Raw genomic sequence first — 25,968 nt, 5'->3', positions numbered from 1 at the left:
ATCATGAAAAAATCAATCATTATCATAGCGGTATTACTTTTAGGAGTATCTGCAACTGCACAAAAAAAATGGACACTCAAGGAATGTGTCGAGTATGCCTTAGAAAATAATATTTCTGTAAAGCAAAGCGAATTAGATTTAGAAGCTACTGATATCGAAGCTCTAACTGCATTAGGTAATTTTTTACCTACTTTTAGTGCCGGCGCTGGTGTTAGCGAGAATACAGGTTTAAGTTTTAATCCAATAACGAACAATGCTCAAACCACAACATTTCTATCAGCCTCAGGTAATATTAACATTGGCTATACTGTTTTTAATGGACTAAGAAATATAAGACAAGCACAGCGAGCAAAAATTTCTAATCTAGCTAGTCAATATAGATTATCTCGTATGAAAGACGATATATCTTTATTGGTAGCCAATAGCTATTTGACAGTTCTTTTAAATAAAGCGAATCTAGAAGTTTTAGTTTCGCAAAATGAGGTTACAAAACAACAAATAAAACAAACAGAACAACTTGTAGAAGTTGGAACATTACCTCAAGGAGATTTGTTAGAGATTAAAGCTACTGATGCTGGCGAGCAACAGTCTATTGTAAATGCCGAAAATCAAATTAGAATATCACTAATTAGCTTAGCGCAAGTACTATTAGTTAAGGATTATGAGAATTTTGATATTGAAGATGAGGGCTACGGAATAGTTAATTCAATTGAAGATAAATCAGTTGAAGAAATAATTCAGAATGCTAAAGAAAATCGTTCAGAGATTAGGATTGCAGAGCAAAATGTTGAGTTAGCTAACAAGGATTTACAGATTTCAAGAGGTGCTTATTTACCTACTCTTACAGCATTTTTTGGTTATAATACACGTTATGCCAACTCTCCAAATTTTTCACAGGTAGTCGATGCTAATAATCCAACAATAACTCAGCAGATAGGTGTAGTTCAAGGGACTGGGCAGGCAGTAGTCAGTCAATTTCCTAACACTAATACGATAGAGGTTAGTGCCGATCCTTTTATAGACCAGTTATATGAAAATGACGGTATAGGTTACGGATTTAGTTTAAATGTTCCAATATTTAATGGATTTAATACTAGAGCCAGTGTAAAAAGAAATAAAATTAATTTAGAGCGAAGTAAGTTTCAATTAGAGCAAGCAGAGCTAGATTTAGAGTCAAATGTATATCAAGCTTATGTTGATGCAAAAGGAACTTTAAAAGCTTATGAAGCTGCTGAAACAGCTTTAGAATCTCAGGAATTAGCTTACGAATATGCAAAAGCGAGATATGATGAAGGTTTAACCAATGCTTTTGATTTTAGTCAAGCAAAATTAAGATACGATAATTCAAAAATTAACTTAAATAGAACTAAATACGATTACATTTTTAGACTTAAAGTACTAGAGTTGTTTTTCGGAATACCAGCCACAGAATTAAAATTTTAGAGATGAGTAAAAAATTAAAAATAATCTTAGCAGTTGTAGGTGTTTTACTACTATTACTAGTAGTAGGAAAGTCTTCGGGAATGTTTGGAAAAAAAGGAAATTTCAAACAAGTTAACACGCAGGATGTTGAGCTAAAAGAAGTAATAGAGACCGTTTCTGCAACAGGAAAAATCCAGCCAGAAGTTGAGGTTAAAATTTCAAGTGAAGTTTCTGGAGAAATTTTGGAATTACCTTTTAAAGAAGGTCAACAAGTTAAAAAGGGAGATCTTTTGGTAAGGGTGAATCCAGATTTAATTCAATCTGCCTTGAGCAGAACCCAAGCATCTTACCAAAACGTAAAAGCTGGTTTAGAGCAAGCAGAAGCAACGTTAAAACAAGCAAAAGCTGATTACGACAGAAGTAAAGCTTTATTTGATAAAGGTGTAATTTCTAGAGCAGACTGGGATAGAGCTATCGCAACTTATGAAACTGCGCAAGCAGGAAAAAGCTCTGCATACTTCGGAGTTCAAAGTGCAGGTGCGTCAGTTAATGAAGCAAGGGATAACTTGAGCAGAACAACTATTTACGCACCTATGAGTGGTACTATATCTTTACTTAATGTAGAGTTAGGAGAGCGCGTTGTAGGGACACAGCAAATGGCAGGTACTGAGATTTTGCGTGTAGCAAACCTTAATAATATGGAGGTCGAAGTCGATGTTAATGAAAATGATATCGTTAAAGTAAACATCGGAGACACAACCATTGTAGAAGTTGATGCTTATTTGAAGAAAGAATTCAAAGGTATTGTGACAGAGATAGCTAATTCTGCTGCTGGTACTCTAGCTGCTGACCAAGTGACTAATTTTAAGGTAAAAGTTAGGATTATTGAAGAATCTTATGCTGACTTGACAGAAGGAAAACCAGAAGCGTATTCTCCCTTTAGACCAGGCATGACAGCAACGGTAGACGTAATTACAGACAAAAGAGAAAGCTCTGTTGCTGTACCAATTAGTGCTATTGTTATCAAAACAGATACAAGTTCTGCAAAGAAAACTTATGGAAAAAAGATTGAGACAGACGTACCTTCTTCAAAAGAAGAAGAAAAGTTTGAATGTGTTTTTGTAAATGAAAATGGTGTTGCTAAACTTAGAGTAGTAAAAACAGGTATTCAGGACGATACTAATATTGAAATCATTTCGGGTTTAAAAGAAGGTGATAAAATCATTACTGGACCATACAATATGGTATCTAAGACATTGAAGCCTGGAGATAAAATCGAGGAGAAAAATAAAAAGACAACTACCGAAGAAGAAAAATCTGAAGATTAGCCGATGGCTTTAATTCTAAATATAGAAACAAGTACAACCAATTGTTCAGTCTCCTTATCTAAAGATGAGGAGATTTTGGTTTTAAAAGAAGATAATAATGCTGGTTATTCTCATGCAGAGAAGCTCCATTTATTTGTAATGGACGTTATTAACACTTCAGGTATTTCTAAAAATAATTTAGATGCTATTTCTATTAGTAAAGGACCAGGTTCTTATACAGGTTTGCGTATCGGTGTGTCTACAGCAAAAGGACTTTGTTACGCACTAGATAAACCGTTAATTTCCATTTCTACTTTAGAGGCTTTGGCGCACCAAGTTGACATAGATGAAGGTTATATTGTCCCAATGTTAGATGCTAGACGAATGGAAGTTTATTCTGCGATTTACAATTCAGATTATAAAATTAAGAGAGAAATACAGGCACAGATTATAGATGCAACTAGTTTTCAATCTGAATTAGAAAACGGTAAAGTTAATTTTATCGGTAATGGCGTCGAAAAAACAAAAACCATTATCAATCATCATAATGCTATTTTTATAGACGGAAAACTACCTTCAGCGTCAACAATGGCTAAGTTGGCAAATAGTAATTACAAAAAAAGCGACTTTGAAAATGTCGCTTATTTTGAACCTTATTATCTAAAAGATTTTGTGGCTTTAAAGCCTAAAAAGACTTAGCCTTCTTTCTGAATTTCTACTGCATGAGGATATGGTATGTCGATACCAGCCTCATCTAAAGCAATTTTAGTTTGTTCAGTAATATCGAAGTAGACACGCCAGTAGTCCTCAGTATTACACCAAGGTCTTACTGCAAAATTTACTGAGCTATCAGCAAGTTCTATAACATCTACGGTTGGCTCTATTGAAGTTAATACTTTAGGGTGCGCTTTTAAAACTGATATAAAAACCTCTTTAGCTTTTTTAATATCTTCATCATAGCCAATTCCAAAAACTAAATCTACACGTCTAGTACCTTCAGTAGTAAAGTTTATAATCGTGTCGTTTGATAGATTTCCGTTTGGTAAAATAATTTCGCGATTAGATAGACCGGTTAACTTAGTTGTAAAAATTTCAATCTCTTTTACTACTCCTATTTGACCTTGAACTTCGATTAAATCTCCAATTTTAAAAGGTTTAAAAATCATGATTAGCACACCGCCAGCAAAGTTGCCTAGTGAGCCTTGTAACGCCATACCAACAGCTAAACCTGCAGCTGCTAAAATAGCGGCAAAAGATGTTGTCTCAATACCAACCGTTGAAAGTATAACGACTATCAATAATATTTTTAAAGCCCAACCAATTAAATTAGATAAAAACTTTTTTAAGCTATCATCATAATTACTTTTTGTCATTGCTTTGTGAGCACCTTTCATTAATAATTTAATGATAAATCCTCCAATAATCCATATTAAAAAAGCTCCAATTAGCTTTGGTCCAAACTCTAATGTCAGGTTGTAGATTTTATCTATCCAATCTTGTGTGTTCATAATTTATATCAATAATAATTAACAATAAAAGATGGCTAATTCTAGCCATCTTTTTTATATGTTTTTAATTTTAAAGGGTAGCTAAGTAACTAGCTAATCTTATCAAATCTCTTTCTTTCTTCAAAGAAATTTTATTTTCTTTTAGGTAAGTCTTTATTTTTTTTGCGTTTTTAGGATAAGCTTTAAGTAAATCTTTTTTTCTTGTTGGAAGAGGTGTAATTACGCTTCCTTTTTTTAGATAAAAAACATCACCTTCTTTAACAAATTTTGCTGGTTTATCAGTCTGATAGCTTGTTGCCGCAGGAACTTTGTCGTAATATTTAATAACCTCTGACTTTAATAAAAGATTATCACCATTTTCATGAACAACATTTAAAAACCCTCTTTTACTAATGCCGTTTGGAGTAGAGTAATTGAACGTTCTGTATATCTTGTTATTTTGCGTGTACATTACTTCATAGTCCTTTGAAGAATCTAATGCAATAATTTTTGTACCAAGATTAATTTCCATTTCACCATTGTAAGCATTATATCTTCCTGTGAAAATTTGACCATCAAAGCCTTTAACTTTAACTGGTAAGAAATTTTTGTCTACATATGGACTTCCTACAGCATCTATTGGTCTACTGGCGTCTGATGACATATAAAGTTTTTCTGTTGCTACATCGATACTAGTTGAACCTTGTCCATATGATAATATCCCAAATAAACCTAGACATAATGATGCTAAAATTGTTTTTTTCATAGTTGATAAATTTTATATTTCTGTTTTACGATTAATCTAAAATGTTCAGTGTATTTATTTTTCAATAAATGAAAGCATTATTAAGTCAAAACACAATTTCGCATTATGATTTAACAATTAAATAACAAAAATAGTGCCAACCTGGTGTTTATTTAAATTCAAAAATTTAATAAACTCTATTTAAGTCTACTTATGATATTTAACCATTTATTGCACTCACAGAAATATTTTGATCATTAAGCATTTCTTTAAGCATATTTTCAATACCATTTTTTAATGTAAATGTAGATGATGGACAACCGCTGCATGCACCCTGCAGTAATACCTCTACTTTTTTTGAAGTATCGTCATAAGAAATAAACTCAATATTACCGCCATCACTCGCTACTGCCGGTTTTACATATTCTTCAAGAATATTAACAATGTTCTTGGAAGTATCGTCTAGTTTTTCGAATTGAGTCTCTGATTTTTTCTCTTCAACTTCTTTTTGCGCTGCAATAGGTTTGCTTAAAACAGGTTTCCCATCTTCGACGTAAGACTTAATAAATTCTCTAAGCTGAACCGTGATTTCTTCCCATTCCGCAACGTCATATTTAGTTATGGAAATATAATTCTTGTCCATAAAAACACTCTTTACAAACGGAAATTGAAATAGTTCTGTTGCCATTGGAGATATTTTAGCATCATCAATAGAAGAAAATTCACAAATCTGTCCTACTAAAGCTTTGTTACAAACAAATTTTAAAACACTCGGGTTTGGCGTACTTTCTGCATAAACGGTTACGGCACTTTTAGGTTTAGAAACCTCTTCCTTAATTACAAGAGCATCAGTATTTAGATATGTTTTAATTTGTTCAGCAACTTCATCTTGTACATCATTCCATTCTACTATATTATAACGCTCAATTGCTATAAAATTAGAGGCGATATAGACCTTTTTTACAAAAGGTAAATAAAATAACTGCTGCGCCAATGGAGAATTTGAGGCCTCGTCAATGTTATTAAATTCGTAACTATTGTGCTGCGTTATAAAGCGGTCAGCTTCAAACTTTATAATTGCATCGTTTGCAGTAGGTTGTATAGTAATTTCTGTAGGAGTCATTCTTTTTTTTGCAAAAATATGAAAACCATAAAAGAAACGTTATCTCTTTAACTAAAGTTTACTCAGTATTTTAACTTTACAAGTCGCATAAAATCCTTAAATTTCGCTCCCATTTAAAATAAAGGGCAATTGACATGAACAAATTTTACCCAGATTGCATATTTAAACCTATAGTCTTTGCAATTGTTTTATTGCTATCTACAATGTCTTTTGCACAAGATATAACAATGCAAAATGGTACTTTTACACGTTGTGCACCTGACCGCTTTTTTGATTCTGGAGGTAGTACTGGAAATTACGGGTCAAATGAAAATTTTCAAATCACCTTATGTCCAATAAATTTTGGTGAGATAGTTATCCTAGACTTTACAAGGTTTAGTACTCAGTCCGGTTCGGATATTATGACCATTTATGATGGCGATAGTACAGCATCTCCAGTAATCGGGAATTTTTCTGGTTCAGTAAGTCCAGGACGTGTTGTATCTACGCATCCATCGGGTTGTTTGACTGTAACGTTTTCTTCAAATGGTTTTGGTAATACTCTAGGTTGGCAAGCAAATATTTTATGTGCTACAGCATGTCAAACAATTACAGCTTCAATTGATAGTACGACGCCTGCGGTAAATATGGTATCTAACCAAATCGAGATTTTAGCAGGCGAAACAGTAAACTTTAATGGTAGTGCAGTATTTTCTGATACAGATGCTAATGCATCTTATTTATGGAACTTTGGAACTGGTGGTACCGATACAGCATTGATTACGTCACATCAATTTGATACATCTGGGACTTTTAATGTCACGTTTACGGCTTCAGATGATAACCCTTTGGGTTGTTCAGATACACAAACGGTAACCGTAGTTGTAGCACCTCCTTTTGTAACCATAAATAATGGAGCCTTTTCTGAATCATTTTTTACGCCAAGCGAGTTGATAGAGAACGTATTAGTAACTGGTGGTTGTTCAGCGGTTGATAACTTTGAGTCTCAAGTTTTTGAAGGGCCTTTAGGTCCAGCTGAAATAACAAGAAAAAGCTACGGTTATTTTACACGTGGTGGGACTAATTTTCCTTTTGAAGAAGGAATTGTAATTACTAATGGAGTTGCTTTTGATGGTGGTAATGCTCCGGTTACAAATACAGTGCAAGCAGATAATGGATTTGGAGAAGATTTAGATTTAGAGGCTGCAGTTGGGATTACAGATTCAAGAGATGCAACGTTCATAAAGTTTGATTTTAGACCTACAACTGATATAATTAGCTTCAGATATTTAATGGCGTCAGAAGAGTATAACATGACCGATGAGTGCAATTTTGCAGATAGTTTTGCATTCATTTTGACAGCACCGGATGGCACTGTCAGAAATTTAGCGGTCTTACCAGATGGTACAACTATCAATGTAACGAATATAAATGAAAATCCTGTCTGTACTTCAAATCCTACTTTTTTTGATGATTATAATATAGGTGAGACCAATTACGGAGGAAGAACAGAAGTTTTAACCGCTGTAGCAGATAATCTTATAATAGATGCTACTTATGAAATAAAACTTGTAGTTGCAGATGCAGGATTGGATAGTATATTTGACACTGCAATTTTTATAGAAGCAGGGAGTTTTAATTTAGGTGGAGATTTAGGAGACGATTTGACCTTAGCTGCTGGTACTGCAAGCTGTGGTGGAGAGGAAGTCACTTTAGATACACAAGCACCAAATGCTACACACACTTGGTTTCTTAATGGTAGCCCAATCACAGGAGCAGGTACAGACTCAACTCTGACAATTGATACTGCGGGTACCTATAGTGTAAATGTTGAGTTTGCGCCAGGATGCTCTACTGACGATGAAATTATAGTAGAATTTAGAAATAGTCCACAACTAATTAATCCCGCTATTAATTTAGCAGGTTGTAGCCCAACAGGTATGTCTGTTTTTAATTTATCAGAAAACACACCAATTGTTTTTGGTAGTCAAGACACATCTGAGTTTGCAATAACGTATCATAACTCACAAGCTGATGCAGATACAGGAGATAACCCTATACCAAATTTAACTAATTATAATGCATCTGATGGAGAGATAATTTATATACGTATAGACGATAGAGCTACTGGTAATTGTGTAGTTACCGATAGCTTTGTATTAAATGTATTTACTGCTGTAACTGCAGAAGATATTATTTATCAAATTTGTGACGATGCATCTGATGGTGATGCTACTAATGGTATTGTTGAATTTGATTTACCTGCAATAGATGTTCAAATATTAGGGATTCAAGATCCAACACAATTTACGGTAAGTTATCATATAAGCTTAACTGATGCCGATATGGGACTTAATCCTTTGCCAAACCTTTACACTAATACTACAGCAAACATGCAGGATATTTTTGCTAGGGTACAAAACAATAGTAATATAGATTGTTATGATACGTCAACAGTTACATTACAAGTTGATGAAATCGCGATAGCAAATACTGTTCCGCCGCAGTTTATTTGTGACGACGATAATGATGGATTTTGGGATTTTGATTTAGTGGCTTTAGAGTCGTTTGTTTTAGGAACACAATCTACAACTCAATACGATGTTACTTTTTACGATTCTCAAGTTAATGCAGACGCTGCTAATAATGCGTTGCCGTCTCCTTATACAAACCAAGTAGCTTTCCAACAAGAAACAATTTTTGCTAGAATAGAAAACACTGTTAATGCTAATTGTTTTGATACTACAGATTTTATAATAGATGTATTTAATCAGCCTACGGCAACGACTTTTACTTATGAGTTGTGTGATGATGCAGCTGATGGAGATGATACTAATGGTTTTGTGGAGTTTAATTTATCATCGATTGACACAGAAATTTTAAATGGTCAAGACCCATTACAGTTTTCTGTAACTTATTACTTTGACCAAGCTAATGCTGATGCAAGCACAAGTCCTCTATCAAATCTTTATACTAACGCTGTTGCAAATAATGATCAAATTATAGCAAGAGTTTCTAACAATGATAATACAGATTGTTATGAAACGGTTCAAGTAGATTTAGTGGTTAATGCACTTCCTGTAATTACAGCTTCAGTAGATTTAAGACAATGCGATGACGATACCGATGGTATCTCAAACTTTAACCTAACAGAGGCCAATGATTTGATTTCTACAAACGCAACTGCTGAAACTTTTAGCTATTATACTTCTTTAGCAGATGCTGAAAGTAGCACAAACCCTATAACAAACGAATTGGCATACCCAAACACTGACGCCTCAGCAGCACCAGATGTTTTATTTGTAAGAGTCGAAAATATAGACACATGTTTCAGAGTTGCACAATTACAATTATTTGTAGCAACTACGCAGATACCTCCAGGTTTTATGATTATGCCATATGAAGAGTGTGATGATACACGAGTCGATGATAACATTACTGATGGTATTTCAATATTTGACTTTAGTGATGCTACTGCTCAAATTGTGGCTGTATTTCCTGTAGGTCAAAATATTACGGTAACTTATTATGAAACAACTGCCGATGCTTTAGCAGAAACTAATGCTATACCAGATATTGCAAACCACATTAATACAGCATCTCCTTTTAATCAAACAATTACGTTTAGGGTAGATAACAACACAGATAATTCTTGTCAAGGAATAGGAGAGTTTGAATTAGCAACAATTAATCCAACACCTAGAAATGACACAGAATCGGTAGATATTACAGTGTGCGACGATATTACTATTGGGGACTTATCAGAAGAGTTTGATTTAACTCAAAACGAAGCTTTTATTTTTGACGGAATTGCAAATCTTTCTGCATCTTACTTTTTAGATTTTGATGACGCGCTCAACAATGTTGTAGCTAATCAGATTGCAACACCAGCTGCATATAATAATATTAGTTCAAATGAGACTATATATGTTAGAGTACTAGACAATTTGACTAATTGTTTTGCTATTGTAGATTTTGATATTACTGTTAATCCATTACCGGTAGTTGTTCCAGTAATAACTATAGAGGAATGTGAGAATAATACAGATAATGTTTTTGACTTTGATATAGGGATAAAACGTGATGAAATTTTAAACGGTCAAGACCCGACACAATTTATAGTTACATTTCATGAGACACAGCAAGATGCAGATGATTTGGCAAACCCTTTACCAGATATATTTACAAACACTGTAAATCCTCAAGAAATATTTTATGCTATAACAGATAATACAACGACATGTTCTAACAGTACAGGTTCGTTTTTTGTTGAAGTTTTAGAAGGCGCACAAGCTAATCCAGATGGCGAGCCTTTAGATTTTGAATTATGTGATGATAATATTGAAAATGATGGTGTCGCTCAGTTTGATTTAAATAGTCTTGAAGATGAAATTTTAGACGGTCAAGACCCAACAGATTATACAATATCATATCATTTTACTGAAGATGACGCATTGAATGATGTCCAACCATTACCGTTTTTGTACGAAAATCTGAGTAATCCTCAAACAATATATGTTAGGGTGAGTAATAATTTATCTCCAGATATTTGTTTCGAAGTACAGCCAGTTCCTCTAAGAGTAAATCCTATACCAGATTTTGATTTAGATGACTTATATATTTTATGTACAACAACAAATGGTTCAGAAGTGGTACCTGTACCGCCTGTTTTAGACACACAGCTGTCAACTACTGATTATAGTTTCGAGTGGAGTTTGGATGGTGCTGTTTTACCAACTGAAACAGGATCTAGTTTAACCCCAACGGTTGGTGGGACTTACAGTGTTGTTGTTACAGATATAACAACTTCGACATTAACACGTTGTACTAATGTGGATGAGGCTATTGTTTTAGAAAGCGAAGTGCCAATTGTGGTTGCTGAGGTTACTTCACAAGCGTTTGCTGGTAATCATACCGTTGAAGCTACGACGACTAACACGGGCGATTTTGAATATAGTTTAGATTTAGGTCCTTGGCAAGATAATGGTAGTTTCGAAAATGTAAGACCAGGTGTTCGCACAGTTTATGCGAGAGATATCAATGGTTGTGGGATAGGTTCGGTCACGATTTTAGTTATAGATTATCCGTTATATTTTACGCCAAACGGTGATGGTAACCATGATACATGGAACATCGTAGGAATAGGTACACAACCTAGCGCAAAAATTTATATATTTGATCGTTACGGAAAACTGTTGAAACAGTTAAGTCCAACAAGTTCTGGATGGGATGGCACCTATCAAGGAAATTTAATGCCAACAGATGATTATTGGTTTACGATTGAATATATTGAGCCTTTAACAGGTGAAACGAAACAACAAACAGCCCATTTTACACTGAAACGATAAACTTATGAGATTACAAAAAATTTGTATAGTTGCCTTAATCGGGATGATGTCTTTCTTAGGATTCTCTCAAGAAGGTATACCAATTTACTCAGATTACTTGACAGATAATTACTATCTACTTCACCCGTCTATGGCTGGTGTAGCCAACTGTGCTAAAGTAAGATTAACAGCTAGACAACAATGGTTTGGTGTAGACGACGCACCAAGTCTTCAAACATTAAGTGTTCATAGTAGAATAGGAGATGGACCTTCGGCAATCGGAGCTATTGTTTATAATGACGAAAATGGATTTCATTCTAATACAGGAGCGTACGTAACCTATGCACATCATTTACTATTATCTCGTAATGAGGTAGATTTAAATATGATTTCTTTTGGATTAAGTGCTGGTTTTATTCAGTATAAATTAGACGAAACAAGCTTTTTAGCACCGGGTGATTTTGATCAATTAATTGCTGGTATTGAGCAAAGTGCGACTAACTTTAATATCGATGTTGGGATGTCTTACCACTTTCTTGACTTTTATGCACATGTTACAGCAAAAAATATATTAAATAATGATGGTATTAACTTTAATGAACAAGGTTTTGCTTTTAATAATCTAAGAACTTATTTGCTTTCAGCTGGTAATGTATTTCACAAGTATGGTAGTGATTGGAGTTTTGAGCCATCGTTAATGTATATGTATAGAGACGCAACTGAAGAGTCATCTATTGATATAAATGCAAAAGTGTATAGAGAAGTAGATTTTGGTAAAGTTTGGGGCGGTTTGTCTTACAGACGAAGCCTTGATGGTGCTCAGTTTTTAGATGGTAACTCTGTTAGCAGTCAAAAATTACAATATTTCACTCCTTTTATTGGTGTGGATTATAATCAGTTTACATTTGCATATACGTACTCATACCAAGCAAATACAATTAACTTCAATACTGGTGGTTTCCATCAGATAACACTTGGTTACAATTTTAATTGTAGACGAGAAAAATACGAATGTAATTGCCCTGCAATTAATTAATAAAAAAAGCCTCAATACGTATTGAGGCTTTTTTTATTAATTACATTGAATTTATTCCTTTATAATAAAATTAAACTGCCTGAATTGAGCATATAAATGAGTAAAGTATTCTTTTGGATGAGTAAACCTTACTATTTTCAGCTATACATGCATTCAATCATTAAAACTTCATTTTTTAAAATCAATTAAAGGCTGTAAGTTTATTGAAAATTAATAGGTACAGCGTGCATCAACATTTCAAATTTCTATTCTTATATATAATTTTCAGTTTCACATTGTTTCAATCCTACGGGCAAAACAAGAATGAACCTGGAAAAGAAGAGTATTTTACAGTTCGAGGTTCTGTAAGAGAGAAATATTCTTATGAACCTATAGCCAAAGTTGCTGTTGAGGTTAACGGTGGTAAGTATGTAAAGACTGGTTATGATGGTGCGTTTAAGGTAAAAGTTAAGATTGGTGATCAATTACTAATTAGTCATGAAGATTTTCAAACCGTATTTTATACTATAAAAAGTGATGATCGTATTCTAATTGAAGTTATACCTCAGGAGACTAAACCATCAAAAAAAGCAATAAGAAAAAAAACAATACAAGAGTTTAATCAGCTTATTGATTCTGCTGATACTTATTTACGAACTGACGCCGAGCGCAGTATTCAATTTATTGCAGACGCATTAAATAAGAGTGTATCGCAAAAACAAAATTCGGATGCCTATCAAACCCTTGGAGATTTATATATGTTTTGGAAACAAGCAGATTTAGCTGTAACAAACTATAGAATTGCTTTGCAGAATAATAAGAATAATGAAACGCGTTTAAAACTTGCAAGAGCTTATTTTGAAAACAACAACACAAATCAGAGTATAAAGACTTATCAAGAAATTAACGAAGAATCGCTTAGTAATTATCAAAAAATAGAATTTTATGAAGGTTTAGGAGATGCTTATGTCAAACAGAAACAAACTCAATTAGCTATAACTAATTATGAGAAAGCATTAAAAGTTGCAACTGATAATATCATAAAACCTAAGGTTACAGATTTAAATTCTAAAATAGCGCAAGCCTATAATCTTGACGGTAATGTTGAAAAAGCAAAAGGTTTTTTTGATAATTCCTTAAATCTTGCAGAACAAGAAAGCAAAAAAAGAGGTGTTGAAGAAAAAGTAAATGTAGCTGAATTCAATAATCTAAATCGAGATTATGATAACGAGATAAATTTAAGAAAGCAGGTTGTTGCAGACGTCAAAGAAATAGAAAGAGATTCCGTAATTTCTAATGATAGTCCAATTACACCTCAAAAACAGAATTACAAAATTGGTAACGCATTGATGCTTCAAAAAAATTATGACGAAGCTATTCCGTACTACGACGAGAGTATTATCGAGGCAGATAAAAGAGAAGATATTGAAGTCAAAAAAGATGCCTTAAGGAGAAAAGCAGAAGCCTATGAAAACTTAGGTGATTATGACAATGCAAAAAAAGCATTTCAGGAGTTTATGGCATCTGTAGACCAATTGTATATCAAAAAACAACAAGAGATAGCACAATCAGGACGCTTATCGCGTTCAGTTATAGAAAGCCAGAATAGAATAACTAGTTTAGAAAACGACAGAGAACTTACCAAAACACGCTACGAATATTCACTAGAAAAAAGTAAAAATCAGCAAATTATTATTTACTCATTAATTGGTGGTCTTGCGCTTCTACTTATAGCAGCTTACTTTACGTATAACTACATTAAACAACAACGATTAGCTAATAATTTATTGGCACTTAAGTCACTTCGAAGCCAGATGAATCCTCATTTTATTTTTAATGCTTTAAACTCAGTTAATAGTTTTATTGCTTCTAATGATGAAAGGACAGCGAATAAATATCTGTCTGATTTTTCGTTATTAATGAGAGTAGTATTAGAAAATAGTGATGAAGATTTTATTCCTTTAGAAAAAGAAATAGAATTGCTAGAACTATATACAAAATTAGAACACTTTAGATTCAAAGATAAGTTTGATTACACTATAAATGTCGATAAGGCTATTAATGTTCAAGATTATGATATTCCACCAATGTTATTACAGCCATATATCGAAAATGCTGTTTGGCATGGTTTACGTTACAAAACTGAAAAAGGGCAGTTAAAAATCGAAATAAAACAGCAATCTAAAACTGAAATAAGTATTGCAATTATTGATGATGGTATCGGAAGAGAAAAGTCAAAATCTCTAAAAACAGAGAACCAGAAAAAGCATAATTCAAAAGGATTAAGTAATATTAAAAAACGTATTCAGATACTAAATGATATGTATAAGGATAAAGTAGATGTTAGTATTAATGACAATGCTTTAAAAGGAGATGTTGGAACAAAGGTTTTAGTAACGCTAAAAAAAGATTAAAACTATGCAGTTAAACGCCATAATCGTCGAAGACGAAAAGACAAGTCGAGATATTTTAAAAAATTACCTATCAAAATATTGCCCTAATATTTCGGTTTTAGGAGAAGCTGAAAATATTGAAGAAGCATTAGTTTTAATTAGAAATAATGATTTGGATGTTGTTTTTCTTGATGTCGAAATGCCGTACGGAAATGCTTTTGATTTGTTAGAAAAAGTGGGTGACATAGATTTCCAAACTATATTTGTTACAGCATATAATCATTATGCCATTGATGCTCTAAATGCACATGCTTCGTATTATTTAATGAAACCAATTTCTATAGACGAACTTATAAAAGCTGTTGATTATGTCACTGAAATTCGTACTAAAGAAGAAGCTTTACAAGACCAGGTTCTTGTCCCAAAAGCTAATATTGTTGAAGGAAAAATAACCATACCACAACAAAACGGATTTGAGATTTTAGAAACAAACAATATATTATTCTGTAAAGCTGACGATAATTATACAGAGATTTATCTCAAGGACAATAAAAAGAGACTTGTGAGCAAGACTCTTAAGTATATAGAAGAAGCGCTGTCTCAAGCTAATTTTGCAAGAGTTCATAAAAGTTATTTAGTAAATGTCGATGAAATAGTAAAATACTTAAAAGGTAAAGGCGGAAGTGTTGTCTTAAGTAATGGCAAGGAAATTATGGTTTCGGCTTCAAAGAAAGCAGATTTGTTGTCTTATTTTAAGTAAATAAACCTAAAAACAAAGAAAAAAATGCCACTAATAAAACCAGTAAACGGGAAACATCCAGAAATATCAGAAGACTGTTATGTCGCAGAAAATGCAACAATCGTTGGAGAGGTTACTATAGGGAAGCAATGTAGTATTTGGTTTAATGCCGTTTTACGTGGCGATGTTCACTATATAAATCTGGGTGACAAAGTCAACGTGCAAGATGGCGCTGTAATTCATGCCACATATCAAAAATCGCCTACTACTATCGGTAATAATGTATCAATTGGCCATAATGCAATAGTTCACGGGTGCACAATAAAAGATAATGTGCTTATTGGTATGGGAAGTATTGTTATGGACGATTGCGTTATAGGAAGTAATAGTATTATTGCAGCAGGAGCAGTTGTTACTAAAAATACTATAGTAGAAGCAGGTAGCATTTATGCAGGGACACCAGCTAAAAAAATTAAAGATATTAGCCAAGAACTAGTGTCAGGAGAAATTAATAGAATTGCCGATAATTATGTCAAATACTCAAGCTGGTTTAAAGAGTAGGTTATTAATTTTGATGAGTTTCTACTAACTAAAAATCCAAATATTTTACCGGAAATTTATATTCCAAAATAGCATCTAAAACATCAATATCTCCATTGGTATAAAACTGAATATTTGGAGATGAATTTGAATTATTAAGAAGATTGTTTTCTTTTAGAATGGCTTGTGTTTGATGTGCTACCGCTAAACCAGAATCTATAATTTTAATATGTTTGGGCAATAGTTTCCTTAATTCAGGAATTAGATAAGGGTAATGCGTACAACCCAAAACAAGATGGTCGATATCAGCTTCGAGCATTGGTGTAATAAATTTTTTTAGTAGAGTTTTGATGTCATCAGACTCGATTTTTCCAGCTTCAATTAATGGTACTAAACCTTCACCAACTCTTTCAGTAACCTTAATTTCTTTTGTGTAAATTTTAGATGTTTTATGAAACAATGCGCTGCTCAAAGTTCCTTTTGTCGCCAAAATACCAATAGACTTTGATTTGCTATTTAAGGATGCTGGCTTTATTGCTGGTTCAATACCGATAAATGGGATATCGTAATTTTCCCTTAAGTAAGCAATTGCATTTGTCGTAGCAGTATTACAAGCTACTATAATAAGTTTACAGCCTTTACTGATAAGTAATTCTGTGTTTTTTATACTGAGGTTAAGTATATCTTTCTCTGATTTGTTCCCATAAGGTGCATTAATACTATCTGCTAAGTAGATAATGTTTTCATTTGGTAATAATTTATGCACTTCTTTAAAAATGGAGGTGCCGCCGATACCAGAATCAAATATGCCAATAAACTGTTTACTCATAGCTACAAAAATAAAAAGCCACTTTTTAAAAAGTGGCTTTAAACTATATTTTCTTAAAAGAATAGATTACATACCTAGTTCTTTTTTTACTTCAGCTGTAATATCAGTACCGTTTGCTACAACTAAACTCGCTACGTCTAATACGTAATCGTAACCTAAAGTTTTAGCTACTTTGTCAATGGCTTCCATCATTCTTTTTCTAACAGGTAACATTGCTTCGTATTGTGCTTTTTGAGCACTAACCTGAATATTTTCTTGCATAAGTTGCTCTTGCTGGTAAATTGCAGTTTGCATTTGTTGTAACTCTTTGCCACGTGCTTGGTTAATAGCATCAGTTTGAGTTCCAGCTTCCTTATTATATCTTTCAGATGTTTCTTTATATGATTTAACCATATCATCATATTGTGGCTTAGAAGCATCAGCAGTAGCTTTTGCAGCTGCTTGCCCAGCTTTTTCAGCTTCTTGTTGTGCTTGTAAAAATGCAGGAAAAGTTTTTGTAATCTCTTGTGTATTTACATGAGCTACTTTTGATTGTGCATTTACCATTGTTAATCCACCAAAAAATAGTGTTATTGCTAATAGTAGTGTTTTTAATCGTTTCATTTTAATTTAGTGTTTACGTGTTTTTAATTTAAAATTTTAATTGTCGTCTTTCTTTTTCGCTTTTGCTTTGCGAATAGAATCATTCTTTCTTAATTGTTCTAATCTTTCTTCTCTGGCTTTTTTTCGTTGCTCTATTATTTTTTTCTTCCTATCTTCTAAAGCTTTCTTTCTTGCTTCTCTTTGTTCTACAGCTTTATTACGTTTTTCTTCTAAAAGCTGTTGTCTTGTTTTCGCTTTTGTCGAGTCGGTTTTTACGCTTGCTTTACCTTTTTCTGTTGTCTTAGACACTGTTTTTGTAGCTGAAGAATCAGATGGTTTTTCAGTCTTGTTTCTAGCATCTAAAGCTTTTTGACGTCTTTCGGCAGCCGCCTTTTTCTTTGCTTCTCTGTCTGCGTTTTGTTTTGCCCTTCTTTCTTCTAAAGCTTTTTCTCTATCAATACGCTTTTGCTCAAGGTCAGCAGCTCGTTGAGCTTTACGTTCTTCTAAAGCTTTTGCACGATCATCCTTAGTCTTACTTACTTCTGGGACAGCCTCTTCTTTTTCTAATTCTTTACGCTCTCTTTTATTTTTTGCTTGTTCTCTTGTAGATGCCCTTGTTATTATTCTTAGAACTTGTTCACTAATATCAAAACGCTCTGCAGAGTATAACATCAAAAAATCTGCATTTTTGTCAAATACAAAATCGTAACTTTTCTTTTCGGCAATCTCTTTTACCGCTGCAAAAATTTGATCTTGTACTGGCTGAATCAATTGTGTTCGTTGTATAACCATATCTCCGCCAGGACCAAAGCGCTTTTGTTGATAATCCAAAATTTCAGACTCTTCAAATGAAATATCTTCTAAACGCTCTTCATATAGTTCTTTTGTTAAGAGTACTTTTTCGTTTTCTAGAGCCTTCTTTTTAGTTTCTATGTCTGCTAACTTCTTTTCAATTTCAGATTTCCACTTAGTTAGTTTTGTCTCTAATTGAGAACTAGCTTCTTGATAATCTGGTACATTCTCAAGAATGTATTCTGTATCTATGTATCCAATTCTTGCTCCATTAACACGTTGTGCATTACTGGTAAAGCTCATTAGACCAACTATTGCCAATATGTAAAGAACTTTAAATTTCATAGGTATAAGTTTTAATTTGTTGATTTCGATATTTTCAGCTTCAAAACAGTTTGTAAGCTATTGTTGTTCTTCAAATAAACGAAATATATTCTTAAAAATTTTAACACCAGTATGAAATGTTATTTAGCCTATTGAAAATACCGTGCCAAACTTAAAATTGTTGACCGATTATAAAGTGAGTTTCCCAGCCACCAACTTGATTTTGACCTGGTAACGGATCAAAAGGTTTTCCGAAATCAATACCTAGTAAACCAAAGGCTGGCATAAATATTCTAACACCTAATCCAGCAGACCTTTGAAGATTGAAGGGGTCAAAATCTCTAAAGCTGTTTACAGAAGAACCAGCTTCGACAAACGACAATGCATAAATCTTCGCACCTTGACCAAGTGTTATAGGATATCTTAATTCTAAAGAGAATTTATTATATATAGAACCACCATCTTGACTAGATAATGATTGGTTTGGGTAACCTCTTAACTGAATAACTTCACGTCCATCTAAAGCAAAATTACCAAGTCCGTCACCTCCAAGGAAGAAACGCTCAAAAGGAATAACACCTCTATCATTATTATATGCTCCTAAGAAACCGAATTCGACACTAGGTCTTAAAACTAATTTCTTTGCAACTTCTGCGTACCAATCTGCTTTGAATTTTATTTTGTAGAATTCTAACCAATTAAATCGCTGCTGGTCAATCTCTCCGATTCTATCGATATCAGTAATTGGGTCAAGACCATCTCTTTCTTCTTTTAGAGCTGCATAATCGACACCATTTACTAAAGAATATGGGAAAGAGAATTTTGCAGAAGCAGAAAAGTTTGAACCACCTGTAGGATAGATTGGGTCGTTATAAGTATTGTTTCTTGTTAGACCAATAGTATATGATAAGTTGTTTGAAGAACCATCTCCGAATGTAAATAATCCAGTATTGTAGTTCTGTAAATCGTAATGCTGGTAACTTAAAGCTTGAGAAAACAGAAAATAATCGTCTGGTTCTTTTAGTCTGGTAGATATTCCAAATGTAATTCCTGTTATATTAAATCGCCTACTTTTATCTGCGCGTCTAGTTTGAGGGTCAAATAAAAATTGTCTTGAATGTGATATAGATGTAGATAGTTGAAAAGGTTTCTTTCCTCCTAACCATGGTTCACTAAACGATAAACTATAAGTTTGAAAAAACTGACTTGCTTGAAGTCTTAAAGCCATACTTTGTCCATCTCCACGAGGTACTGGTTTGTATGCTTCACCATTAAAGATATTTCGTAATGAGAAGTTGTTAAAGGATAGACCCAATGTGCCAATAAAACCACCACCACCGTAACCACCTTGTAGTTCGATTTGGCTAGAACCCTGTTCTTCGACTGTGTATTCTATATCTAAAGTTCCGTCAACAGGATTTGGATTTTTTATGTCTGGAACGATAGCCTGTGCGTTAAAGAAGCCAAGTTGACCTAATTCTCTAATGGTTCTGATAATATTTGCACGGCTATAAAGTTCGCCAGGACGTGTCCGTATTTCTCTGTAGATAACATGATCATTAGTAATATCATTTCCTTTTACTTTAACACTATTAAAGTATGCAGGCTTACCTTCAGTAATTCTGATTTCTAAATCTATAATGTTTCCGTCAGCACTAACCTCAACAGGGTTAATGGTGGAAAACATATAGCCTGTATTCTGGTATATGTTTGTAATGTCAATGCCGTCAGGCTTTTCTTCATTTGCAATGCGCTTCTTTAATTCTACACCATTATATGTATCGCCTTCCTCAATACGAAGAATCTGAGATAGAAACTCATCTGTGTAGACAGTGTTTCCAACAAAATCAATTTTTCCAAACGTATATTTCTCACCTTCTTCAACGTCAATAACTAAACTTATCGTTTTGTCATCGTTATATATAATGGAATCTTTAATAACTCTAGCATCTCTGTAACCATTTTCTTTATACTTATCTACTAGACTCACTAAATCCTCTTTATAGTTTTCTTCGACATACTTAGAGCGTTTTAGAAGTCTTAGTGGGCTGAGACTTTTTTGCTTGGTATTTTTCATGGCTTTTCTAAGCTTTTTGTCTTTAAGCTTTTCATTGCCGTTAAAATTTATAGATTTAATTTTTACCTTATTGCCTTTGTCAATACTAACGAGCATATTAACCCTCTTTTTCTCTATAGAATCATTTTGAACTTCAGAGGTAATAACGTTTACTTTTGTATTTAAGAATCCTTTTTTTTTGTATTTATTGGTAAGGTAGTTTTTGGTTGTAGTGATAAGATTCTCTGTAACCTTTACTTTTTGTTTAAGATTATTTTCATCAAGTATTTCATCTTTTTTTCCTTTCTTGACACCTTCAATGCGAACTTTATTAAGCTCTGGTAAATCAGCAAGCATAATCTCAACATCTACACTGCCATCATCTGTAATGTTTATGAAATAAATTTTCACATCACTAAAAAGATTAGAAGTCCATAACTTTTTTACCGCTTCTCCAATCTTGTCTCCACCAATAGATACTTCCTGGCCTTTTTTTAGTCTAGAGTATGTTATAATTGTACTTGCATTAAATGAGGTATTACCAGTTACAATAATTTCATTTATGGTATACTTATCTCCACTCTGTGCAAAAGAGTTTAGAGGGAATACTATTGTGATTAATAATGCTAAAGCGTAAAATTTCTTCAATGCTTTTGGGTTTATGCTTTTAAATAAGCTGTTCGCTTGTTTTTCCAAATCGTCGTTCTCTGTTTTGATAATCTTTTATGGCTTCTACGAGATTTTCCTTCTTAAAATCTGGCCAAAAGATATCGGTAAAATATAACTCTGCGTATGCAATTTGCCATAACAAAAAATTGCTAATTCGTTGTTCTCCACTAGTGCGAATTAGCAAATCTACATCTGGTAAATATTGCGTGTAAAGATGCTTATTTATAATCGATTCATCAATACTTTCAGAGGAAATTATATTATTTTTAACTTTAACTGATAATTCCTTAACAACATTAACAAGTTCTTCACGAGAACCGTAGCTTAAAGCTAAATTTAATGTCATATGTGTATTATTTTTTGTTTTTTCTTTAACAAATTCTAACTCTTCATAAGCTTTTTTTGGTAGGTCTTTTAAGCTACCAATTGCTGTAAGCTTAATTTTGTTGTCTTGTAGTGTTTTGATTTCCTTTTTTAGAGACTTTACTAAAAGTTTCATTAAGGTTTGTACTTCTAGTTTGGGTCTGTTCCAATTTTCTGTCGAAAAAGCATAAAGAGTTAAATGTTTTATGCCAATTTCGGCACAAGCTTCAACTGTTTCTCTGACTGCTTTAGTGCCACTCTCGTGACCTAAAACTCTCATGAGGCCTTTTTGTTTAGCCCAACGACCATTACCATCCATAATAATTGCTACATGGTTTGGTAGTTTAGACGTGTCTATATGGTCTTTAAAGTTCATACTAAAAGTCGCAGTAACAGGGTTTTTTTCCGAATGTGTAAGTTAATGTAATTCCAGAGAACACATACCAATCGTTACTATTAGTATTTCCAAAAGCAAATTGTTCTCTAAAGCTTGCATCTGGTACGCTGCCATCCAACTCGTCAGAAAAGGTGTATCTAGCTCCTATTTCTGCAGCTAAAATAAAATGAGGACTTATAGATTGTTTATATCCTAAAACCATAGGGATACCATAAGCCCAACTTTTAGTGTTTTCAGAAATCAATCGACCGGTATTATCAAAAAAGAAGTTTTCATGATTGGCAACTGATACTCCAGTGTATAAATAAGGTGTTCCTTTTGGGGTTAAATCGTGAAGGTTAAAATCAAAAAAAGTGAATTCCATGCCTAATGAGGCTTCAAAAATACCACTTCTAAAACCATATCCTCTCTGGATACGTCTTGGATCATCTGATTTTGTGTCTTCCGCTTCTAGATTAGTAAAAATAAATGATGCTCTAAAGGCATGTCTTGGACTCCTGTTCCACTTAACAATACCGCCAAGAGCAACTTGGTTTGGGGATATGTAATTGGTTGCTCCAACATCTCCAATAAAATTACTACCGCCAGCAAACACACCAAATTCGTAAATCTGAGCGTTAGTTATTTGACTTCCAGTGAGACATAATAAAATTATTAATAAATACCTCATAAATTTTTAAAAGTTTGCAAATATAACAATTAACATTACTCTATAACAATTTGATATAAATTGTCTTACAGAAAACAGTATTTATGTGTATTTATTGTCTAATTACGTCTATCTTCTCCCCAAAGCATTTTTTTACGAAGTGTATCAATGAAACTTTCATTCAATAGTTCAATCATTTTTATTTTAAAATCAGCTTTTTCAATATTTACTGTGGTCGAGTTTGGTAGTGTAATTATTCTGGAGTCTAAAGAGAGTAAAAATTGTTCCTCTCTACCTTCGACTTTTAATTTGACATCAGTATTGTCAGGTATCACAAGTGGTCTTGCGTTGAGATTGTGTGGCGCAATTGGGGTAAGTACAAAACTACCAGCATTAGGTGTGATTACTGGTCCACCACAACTCAATGAATAACCTGTTGAACCTGTTGGTGTAGATAATATAAGTCCGTCTGCCCAATAAGAAGTTAGATATTCATTATTAAGGTGTGTCTCCACAGTAATCATAGAAGTCGTGTTTTTACGACTAATTGTAACTTCGTTTAGTGCAAAATTGGTTTCAGTGACTAAGCTGTTTTTAGGAGATACATCAACTGAAAGTAATGTTCGGTTCGAAATTTTATAATTCTTCTTAAAGATGTCTGAAAGTGCACTTTCAATTTCATTGGTTTGTACAGTAGCTAAAAAACCTAATCTACCTGTATTAATGCCAACAATTGGAATGTCTAAATCTCGAACGAAAGTTATCGCTCTTAAAATAGTACCGTCACCGCCAATACTTATGAGTAAGTCATAAGAATTGTCAAGTTCAGTAAATATGCCAAAGGACCAATCGTTGTGATAAGTTTCTTTTTGGGTTTTCAGAAAATTTGATTCTACAAGAACCTTACGATTATGATTCTTTAAGCTTTTGACAAGGATTTCAAAAGCTTTCTGATTATTCTCATTTTGATAGTTTTGACCGTATATAGCAATTTTCATAACTTAAATATTTAAGTATTTGTCTAAATATTTTGAGCGGTCTTTTAAGCTTTTTATATAATTATCGTCCTCATGGCCAGCAATGATATTATAGCTGTAACGTCTAAAGGTTTGTGTGACGTCATTAAGGCTTGTATTACCAATTTTTAATGTGATTTGCGCCACATCATTTTCAATTTTAGAGATAAATGCACCTAATAATTTGGCGTCATTTGACTCTACAATTTGGCTTATCTCACTAAAAGAATAATCTTGTATACCCTTTTCAACAATTAAAATACCTCCGGGTTCTGAAAAGAATGGTGTTTCGTTGAATAAGTGGATAATATCATTGAGCTCATAGTATCCTAAATATTTATTTTCGGCACTTAGAACAGGCATAATATTACTATTATTTTGAGCAAAGGCTTCAAGTACATCTAGCCAATTTGTCGAATTACGGACAAAGAAACCCTCAGCAGTGTAGCTACAATCAGAGATTAGTTTTTTTGCTTCAAAGCAATGCGCGTCGGTTTCAGGTATACAACCAATATAAATACCTTCTTTTTCAATGGGTATATGAGAATATGTTAATTGATTAAAGAGTTGCTGTAAATCACCAATAGTGTCATTGATGTTCAGCGGCTTTATATCGTTAATTATGTAACTCTGTAACTGCATAAATCGTTTCTATAAGAGTATGCAAATTAATTAAAAATAACCATAAAAAGCGTCTTCTACTTCGTATTTTTGTCTTTAAAATCAGATAGAAATGACAAAACTTAGTGTCAACATTAATAAAATTGCAACGCTCAGAAATAGTAGAGGTGGCGATATGCCTAATGTGGTTCAGTTTGCAAAAGATGTACAACGTTTCGGTGCCGAAGGTGTGACTATTCATCCCAGACCAGACGAACGCCATATACGCTACCAAGATGCTCGAGATTTAAAGCCTGTAGTTTATACTGAATATAATATTGAAGGAAATCCGATTCCAAAATTTATAGATTTAGTTTTAGAAACAAAGCCAACACAGGTGACTTTAGTGCCAGATAGTGTAGATGCAATTACATCAAATGCGGGTTGGGACACTTTAAAACACAAAGATTTTTTAGTCGAAGTTATCACTGAATTTAAACGAAATAACATAAGGACATCTATTTTTGTTGACCCAGATTTAAAACAAATTGAAGGTGCTAAAGAAACTGGTACAGATAGAATTGAGTTATATACTGAAGCTTTTGCACATCAATACGGATTAGGTAATAAAGACGCAATAAAACCATACTCAGAATGTGCAATACTAGCAAATAAACTAGATTTAGGAGTCAATGCTGGTCATGACCTATCATTAGACAATATCAAATTTTTTAAAGAAAATATTGAAAGATTATTAGAGGTCTCAATTGGTCATGCTTTAATCTCGGAAAGTCTTTATCTAGGTGTTGAAAATGTAATACAAATGTACTTACATCGGCTATCATGATTTTACATAGTAATATTTTTGGAGAAGGAAAGCCATTTATAATCCTTCACGGATTTTTAGGAATGGGTGATAACTGGAAAACACTTGGGCGACAATTTTCAGAGCTTGGTTTTCAGATACATTTGGTGGATCAGCGAAATCATGGGCGAAGTTTTCATTCTGAAGATTTTGATTACGATATTTTGGCTCAGGATTTAAAAATCTATTGCGAAACTCATAATCTTGAAGATATAATTCTTTTAGGACATTCGATGGGTGGAAAAACGGCGATGAACTTTGCAACCAAATATCCTGAATATGTTAATCGACTAATTGTTGCAGATATCTCTCCAAGATATTATCCGGTTCATCATGATGCTATTTTAGAAGGTTTATCAAATTTAGATTTTTCAATACTAAAAAAACGTGGTGATGCAGATAAAGCTTTAGCTAATTATGTAGCAGATGCTGGAACAAGAATGTTCTTGTTAAAAAATTTGTATTGGGTAGAAAAAGGACAATTAGGTTTAAGGATTAATCTACCGGTTTTAAAAGAGCATGTGTCCGAAGTTGGAGAAGCACTATCAAGCCATAGTGTGTTTTCAAAGCCAACATTATTTCTTCGAGGTGACAAGTCTGAATATATAGGACCAACAGATGAAGGAATAATTCATCGCCATTTTACAGATGCGGAAATTCAAACAATATCAAATGCAGGACATTGGCTGCATGCCGAAAATCCAAAAGATTTTTATGATGCTGTAGTTCAGTTTATAAATCTATAAATT

General features: G+C 33.3%; 21 protein-coding genes. 10 read left to right on the top strand and 11 right to left on the bottom strand.

Annotation, left to right across the window (positions count from 1 at the left end; translation table 11 throughout):
- Nucleotides 1–3: 3 nt before the first annotated feature.
- The 3 genes from BTO05_RS07230 to tsaB are packed head-to-tail and all read left to right on the top strand — an operon-like array spanning nucleotide 4 to nucleotide 3,428.
- The gene (locus BTO05_RS07230) at nucleotides 4–1,443 is read left to right on the top strand and encodes a TolC family protein (RefSeq protein ID WP_087492015.1); all 1,440 of its coding nucleotides are present in this window, start codon (nucleotides 4–6) and stop codon (nucleotides 1,441–1,443) included.
- Between the two features lie 2 nt (nucleotides 1,444–1,445).
- Nucleotides 1,446–2,750: an efflux RND transporter periplasmic adaptor subunit gene (locus tag BTO05_RS07225; protein WP_087492014.1), complete on the top strand. Its 1,305-nt coding sequence runs from the start codon at nucleotides 1,446–1,448 to the stop codon at nucleotides 2,748–2,750.
- Between the two features lie 3 nt (nucleotides 2,751–2,753).
- Nucleotides 2,754–3,428, top strand: a complete 675-nt coding sequence (gene tsaB / locus BTO05_RS07220; RefSeq protein ID WP_087492013.1) for a tRNA (adenosine(37)-N6)-threonylcarbamoyltransferase complex dimerization subunit type 1 TsaB — start codon at nucleotides 2,754–2,756, stop codon at nucleotides 3,426–3,428.
- Here the strand turns inward: tsaB and BTO05_RS07215 are convergent.
- The 3 genes from BTO05_RS07215 to BTO05_RS07205 form a co-directional block, all read right to left on the bottom strand.
- On the bottom strand, nucleotides 3,425–4,237 hold the full coding sequence (locus BTO05_RS07215; protein WP_087492012.1) for a mechanosensitive ion channel family protein: 813 nt from the start codon (nucleotides 4,235–4,237) through the stop codon (nucleotides 3,425–3,427). The genes tsaB and BTO05_RS07215 overlap by 4 nt on opposite strands.
- Before the next feature lie 70 nt (nucleotides 4,238–4,307).
- Nucleotides 4,308–4,982, bottom strand: coding sequence for a hypothetical protein (locus BTO05_RS07210; protein WP_087492011.1), 675 nt, complete (start codon nucleotides 4,980–4,982; stop codon nucleotides 4,308–4,310).
- Nucleotides 4,983–5,181: 199 nt separating this feature from the next.
- Complete coding sequence (locus BTO05_RS07205) at nucleotides 5,182–6,084, bottom strand: NifU family protein (RefSeq protein WP_087492010.1); 903 nt, start codon at nucleotides 6,082–6,084, stop codon at nucleotides 5,182–5,184.
- 134 nt (nucleotides 6,085–6,218) lie between these two features.
- On the opposite strand from BTO05_RS07205, the gene BTO05_RS07200 reads away from it, so the two are divergent.
- From BTO05_RS07200 to BTO05_RS07180, 5 genes are all read left to right on the top strand, one after another.
- A complete protein-coding gene (locus BTO05_RS07200; RefSeq protein ID WP_087492009.1) occupies nucleotides 6,219–11,411 on the top strand; it encodes a choice-of-anchor L domain-containing protein in 5,193 nt (1,730 codons plus the stop codon).
- Between the two features lie 4 nt (nucleotides 11,412–11,415).
- Nucleotides 11,416–12,426 (top strand): type IX secretion system membrane protein PorP/SprF, encoded by a 1,011-nt coding sequence (locus BTO05_RS07195; protein WP_087492008.1) that lies wholly within the window; start codon nucleotides 11,416–11,418, stop codon nucleotides 12,424–12,426.
- A gap of 275 nt (nucleotides 12,427–12,701) precedes the next feature.
- Nucleotides 12,702–14,819 (top strand): histidine kinase, encoded by a 2,118-nt coding sequence (locus BTO05_RS07190; RefSeq protein WP_232459717.1) that lies wholly within the window; start codon nucleotides 12,702–12,704, stop codon nucleotides 14,817–14,819.
- A 4-nt stretch (nucleotides 14,820–14,823) separates the two neighbouring features.
- Nucleotides 14,824–15,558 carry a LytR/AlgR family response regulator transcription factor gene (locus BTO05_RS07185; protein ID WP_087492007.1) on the top strand — a complete coding sequence of 245 codons (735 nt, stop codon included), beginning with the start codon at nucleotides 14,824–14,826 and terminating at the stop codon, nucleotides 15,556–15,558.
- A 24-nt stretch (nucleotides 15,559–15,582) separates the two neighbouring features.
- Nucleotides 15,583–16,098, top strand: coding sequence for a gamma carbonic anhydrase family protein (locus tag BTO05_RS07180; protein WP_087492006.1), 516 nt, complete (start codon nucleotides 15,583–15,585; stop codon nucleotides 16,096–16,098).
- Nucleotides 16,099–16,126: 28 nt separating this feature from the next.
- Here BTO05_RS07180 and murI read toward each other — a convergent pair whose 3' ends face one another.
- The 8 genes from murI to BTO05_RS07140 form a co-directional block, all read right to left on the bottom strand.
- Nucleotides 16,127–16,906, bottom strand: a complete 780-nt coding sequence (gene murI, locus BTO05_RS07175; protein WP_087492005.1) for a glutamate racemase — start codon at nucleotides 16,904–16,906, stop codon at nucleotides 16,127–16,129.
- A gap of 66 nt (nucleotides 16,907–16,972) precedes the next feature.
- Nucleotides 16,973–17,509 (bottom strand): OmpH family outer membrane protein, encoded by a 537-nt coding sequence (locus BTO05_RS07170; RefSeq protein WP_087492004.1) that lies wholly within the window; start codon nucleotides 17,507–17,509, stop codon nucleotides 16,973–16,975.
- Between the two features lie 36 nt (nucleotides 17,510–17,545).
- The gene (locus BTO05_RS07165; protein WP_087492003.1) at nucleotides 17,546–18,625 is read right to left on the bottom strand and encodes an OmpH family outer membrane protein; all 1,080 of its coding nucleotides are present in this window, start codon (nucleotides 18,623–18,625) and stop codon (nucleotides 17,546–17,548) included.
- Between the two features lie 151 nt (nucleotides 18,626–18,776).
- On the bottom strand, nucleotides 18,777–21,356 hold the full coding sequence (locus BTO05_RS07160; protein ID WP_087492002.1) for an outer membrane protein assembly factor: 2,580 nt from the start codon (nucleotides 21,354–21,356) through the stop codon (nucleotides 18,777–18,779).
- The gene (locus BTO05_RS07155; protein ID WP_087492001.1) at nucleotides 21,328–22,068 is read right to left on the bottom strand and encodes an isoprenyl transferase; all 741 of its coding nucleotides are present in this window, start codon (nucleotides 22,066–22,068) and stop codon (nucleotides 21,328–21,330) included. Before BTO05_RS07155 ends, BTO05_RS07160 begins: the two co-directional genes overlap by 29 nt.
- A gap of 1 nt (nucleotide 22,069) precedes the next feature.
- Complete coding sequence (locus BTO05_RS07150) at nucleotides 22,070–22,759, bottom strand: DUF6089 family protein (protein ID WP_087492000.1); 690 nt, start codon at nucleotides 22,757–22,759, stop codon at nucleotides 22,070–22,072.
- Nucleotides 22,760–22,857: 98 nt separating this feature from the next.
- A complete protein-coding gene (locus BTO05_RS07145; protein WP_087491999.1) occupies nucleotides 22,858–23,736 on the bottom strand; it encodes an NAD kinase in 879 nt (292 codons plus the stop codon).
- A 3-nt stretch (nucleotides 23,737–23,739) separates the two neighbouring features.
- The gene (locus tag BTO05_RS07140) at nucleotides 23,740–24,396 is read right to left on the bottom strand and encodes a CBS domain-containing protein (RefSeq protein ID WP_087491998.1); all 657 of its coding nucleotides are present in this window, start codon (nucleotides 24,394–24,396) and stop codon (nucleotides 23,740–23,742) included.
- 91 nt (nucleotides 24,397–24,487) lie between these two features.
- Here BTO05_RS07140 and BTO05_RS07135 point away from each other — a divergent pair, with 91 nt between their 5' ends.
- The gene (locus tag BTO05_RS07135) at nucleotides 24,488–25,201 is read left to right on the top strand and encodes a pyridoxine 5'-phosphate synthase (protein WP_087491997.1); all 714 of its coding nucleotides are present in this window, start codon (nucleotides 24,488–24,490) and stop codon (nucleotides 25,199–25,201) included.
- The gene (locus tag BTO05_RS07130; protein WP_087491996.1) at nucleotides 25,198–25,965 is read left to right on the top strand and encodes an alpha/beta fold hydrolase; all 768 of its coding nucleotides are present in this window, start codon (nucleotides 25,198–25,200) and stop codon (nucleotides 25,963–25,965) included. The genes BTO05_RS07135 and BTO05_RS07130 overlap by 4 nt, the downstream gene beginning before the upstream one ends.
- The last annotated feature ends 3 nt before the right edge of the window (nucleotides 25,966–25,968 follow it).

The sequence above is a fragment of the Winogradskyella sp. PC-19 genome, from assembly GCF_002163855.1.
Taxonomy (GTDB): Bacteria; Bacteroidota; Bacteroidia; order Flavobacteriales; family Flavobacteriaceae; genus Winogradskyella.
This window is presented reverse-complemented; position numbering and strand designations above follow the sequence as displayed.

Coding starts and splice junctions, on each gene's coding strand:
- BTO05_RS07230 (WP_087492015.1), top strand. CDS start 4: ATGAAAAAATCAATCATTATCATAGCGGTATTACTTTTAGGAGTATCT.
- BTO05_RS07180 (WP_087492006.1), top strand. CDS start 15,583: ATGCCACTAATAAAACCAGTAAACGGGAAACATCCAGAAATATCAGAA.
- BTO05_RS07225 (WP_087492014.1), top strand. CDS start 1,446: ATGAGTAAAAAATTAAAAATAATCTTAGCAGTTGTAGGTGTTTTACTA.
- BTO05_RS07135 (WP_087491997.1), top strand. CDS start 24,488: ATGACAAAACTTAGTGTCAACATTAATAAAATTGCAACGCTCAGAAAT.
- BTO05_RS07150 (WP_087492000.1), bottom strand. CDS start 22,759: ATGAGGTATTTATTAATAATTTTATTATGTCTCACTGGAAGTCAAATA.
- tsaB (WP_087492013.1), top strand. CDS start 2,754: ATGGCTTTAATTCTAAATATAGAAACAAGTACAACCAATTGTTCAGTC.
- murI (WP_087492005.1), bottom strand. CDS start 16,906: ATGAGTAAACAGTTTATTGGCATATTTGATTCTGGTATCGGCGGCACC.
- BTO05_RS07205 (WP_087492010.1), bottom strand. CDS start 6,084: ATGACTCCTACAGAAATTACTATACAACCTACTGCAAACGATGCAATT.
- BTO05_RS07145 (WP_087491999.1), bottom strand. CDS start 23,736: ATGAAAATTGCTATATACGGTCAAAACTATCAAAATGAGAATAATCAG.
- BTO05_RS07195 (WP_087492008.1), top strand. CDS start 11,416: ATGAGATTACAAAAAATTTGTATAGTTGCCTTAATCGGGATGATGTCT.
- BTO05_RS07140 (WP_087491998.1), bottom strand. CDS start 24,396: ATGCAGTTACAGAGTTACATAATTAACGATATAAAGCCGCTGAACATC.
- BTO05_RS07170 (WP_087492004.1), bottom strand. CDS start 17,509: ATGAAACGATTAAAAACACTACTATTAGCAATAACACTATTTTTTGGT.
- BTO05_RS07200 (WP_087492009.1), top strand. CDS start 6,219: ATGAACAAATTTTACCCAGATTGCATATTTAAACCTATAGTCTTTGCA.
- BTO05_RS07215 (WP_087492012.1), bottom strand. CDS start 4,237: ATGAACACACAAGATTGGATAGATAAAATCTACAACCTGACATTAGAG.
- BTO05_RS07130 (WP_087491996.1), top strand. CDS start 25,198: ATGATTTTACATAGTAATATTTTTGGAGAAGGAAAGCCATTTATAATC.
- BTO05_RS07210 (WP_087492011.1), bottom strand. CDS start 4,982: ATGAAAAAAACAATTTTAGCATCATTATGTCTAGGTTTATTTGGGATA.
- BTO05_RS07155 (WP_087492001.1), bottom strand. CDS start 22,068: ATGAACTTTAAAGACCATATAGACACGTCTAAACTACCAAACCATGTA.
- BTO05_RS07185 (WP_087492007.1), top strand. CDS start 14,824: ATGCAGTTAAACGCCATAATCGTCGAAGACGAAAAGACAAGTCGAGAT.
- BTO05_RS07165 (WP_087492003.1), bottom strand. CDS start 18,625: ATGAAATTTAAAGTTCTTTACATATTGGCAATAGTTGGTCTAATGAGC.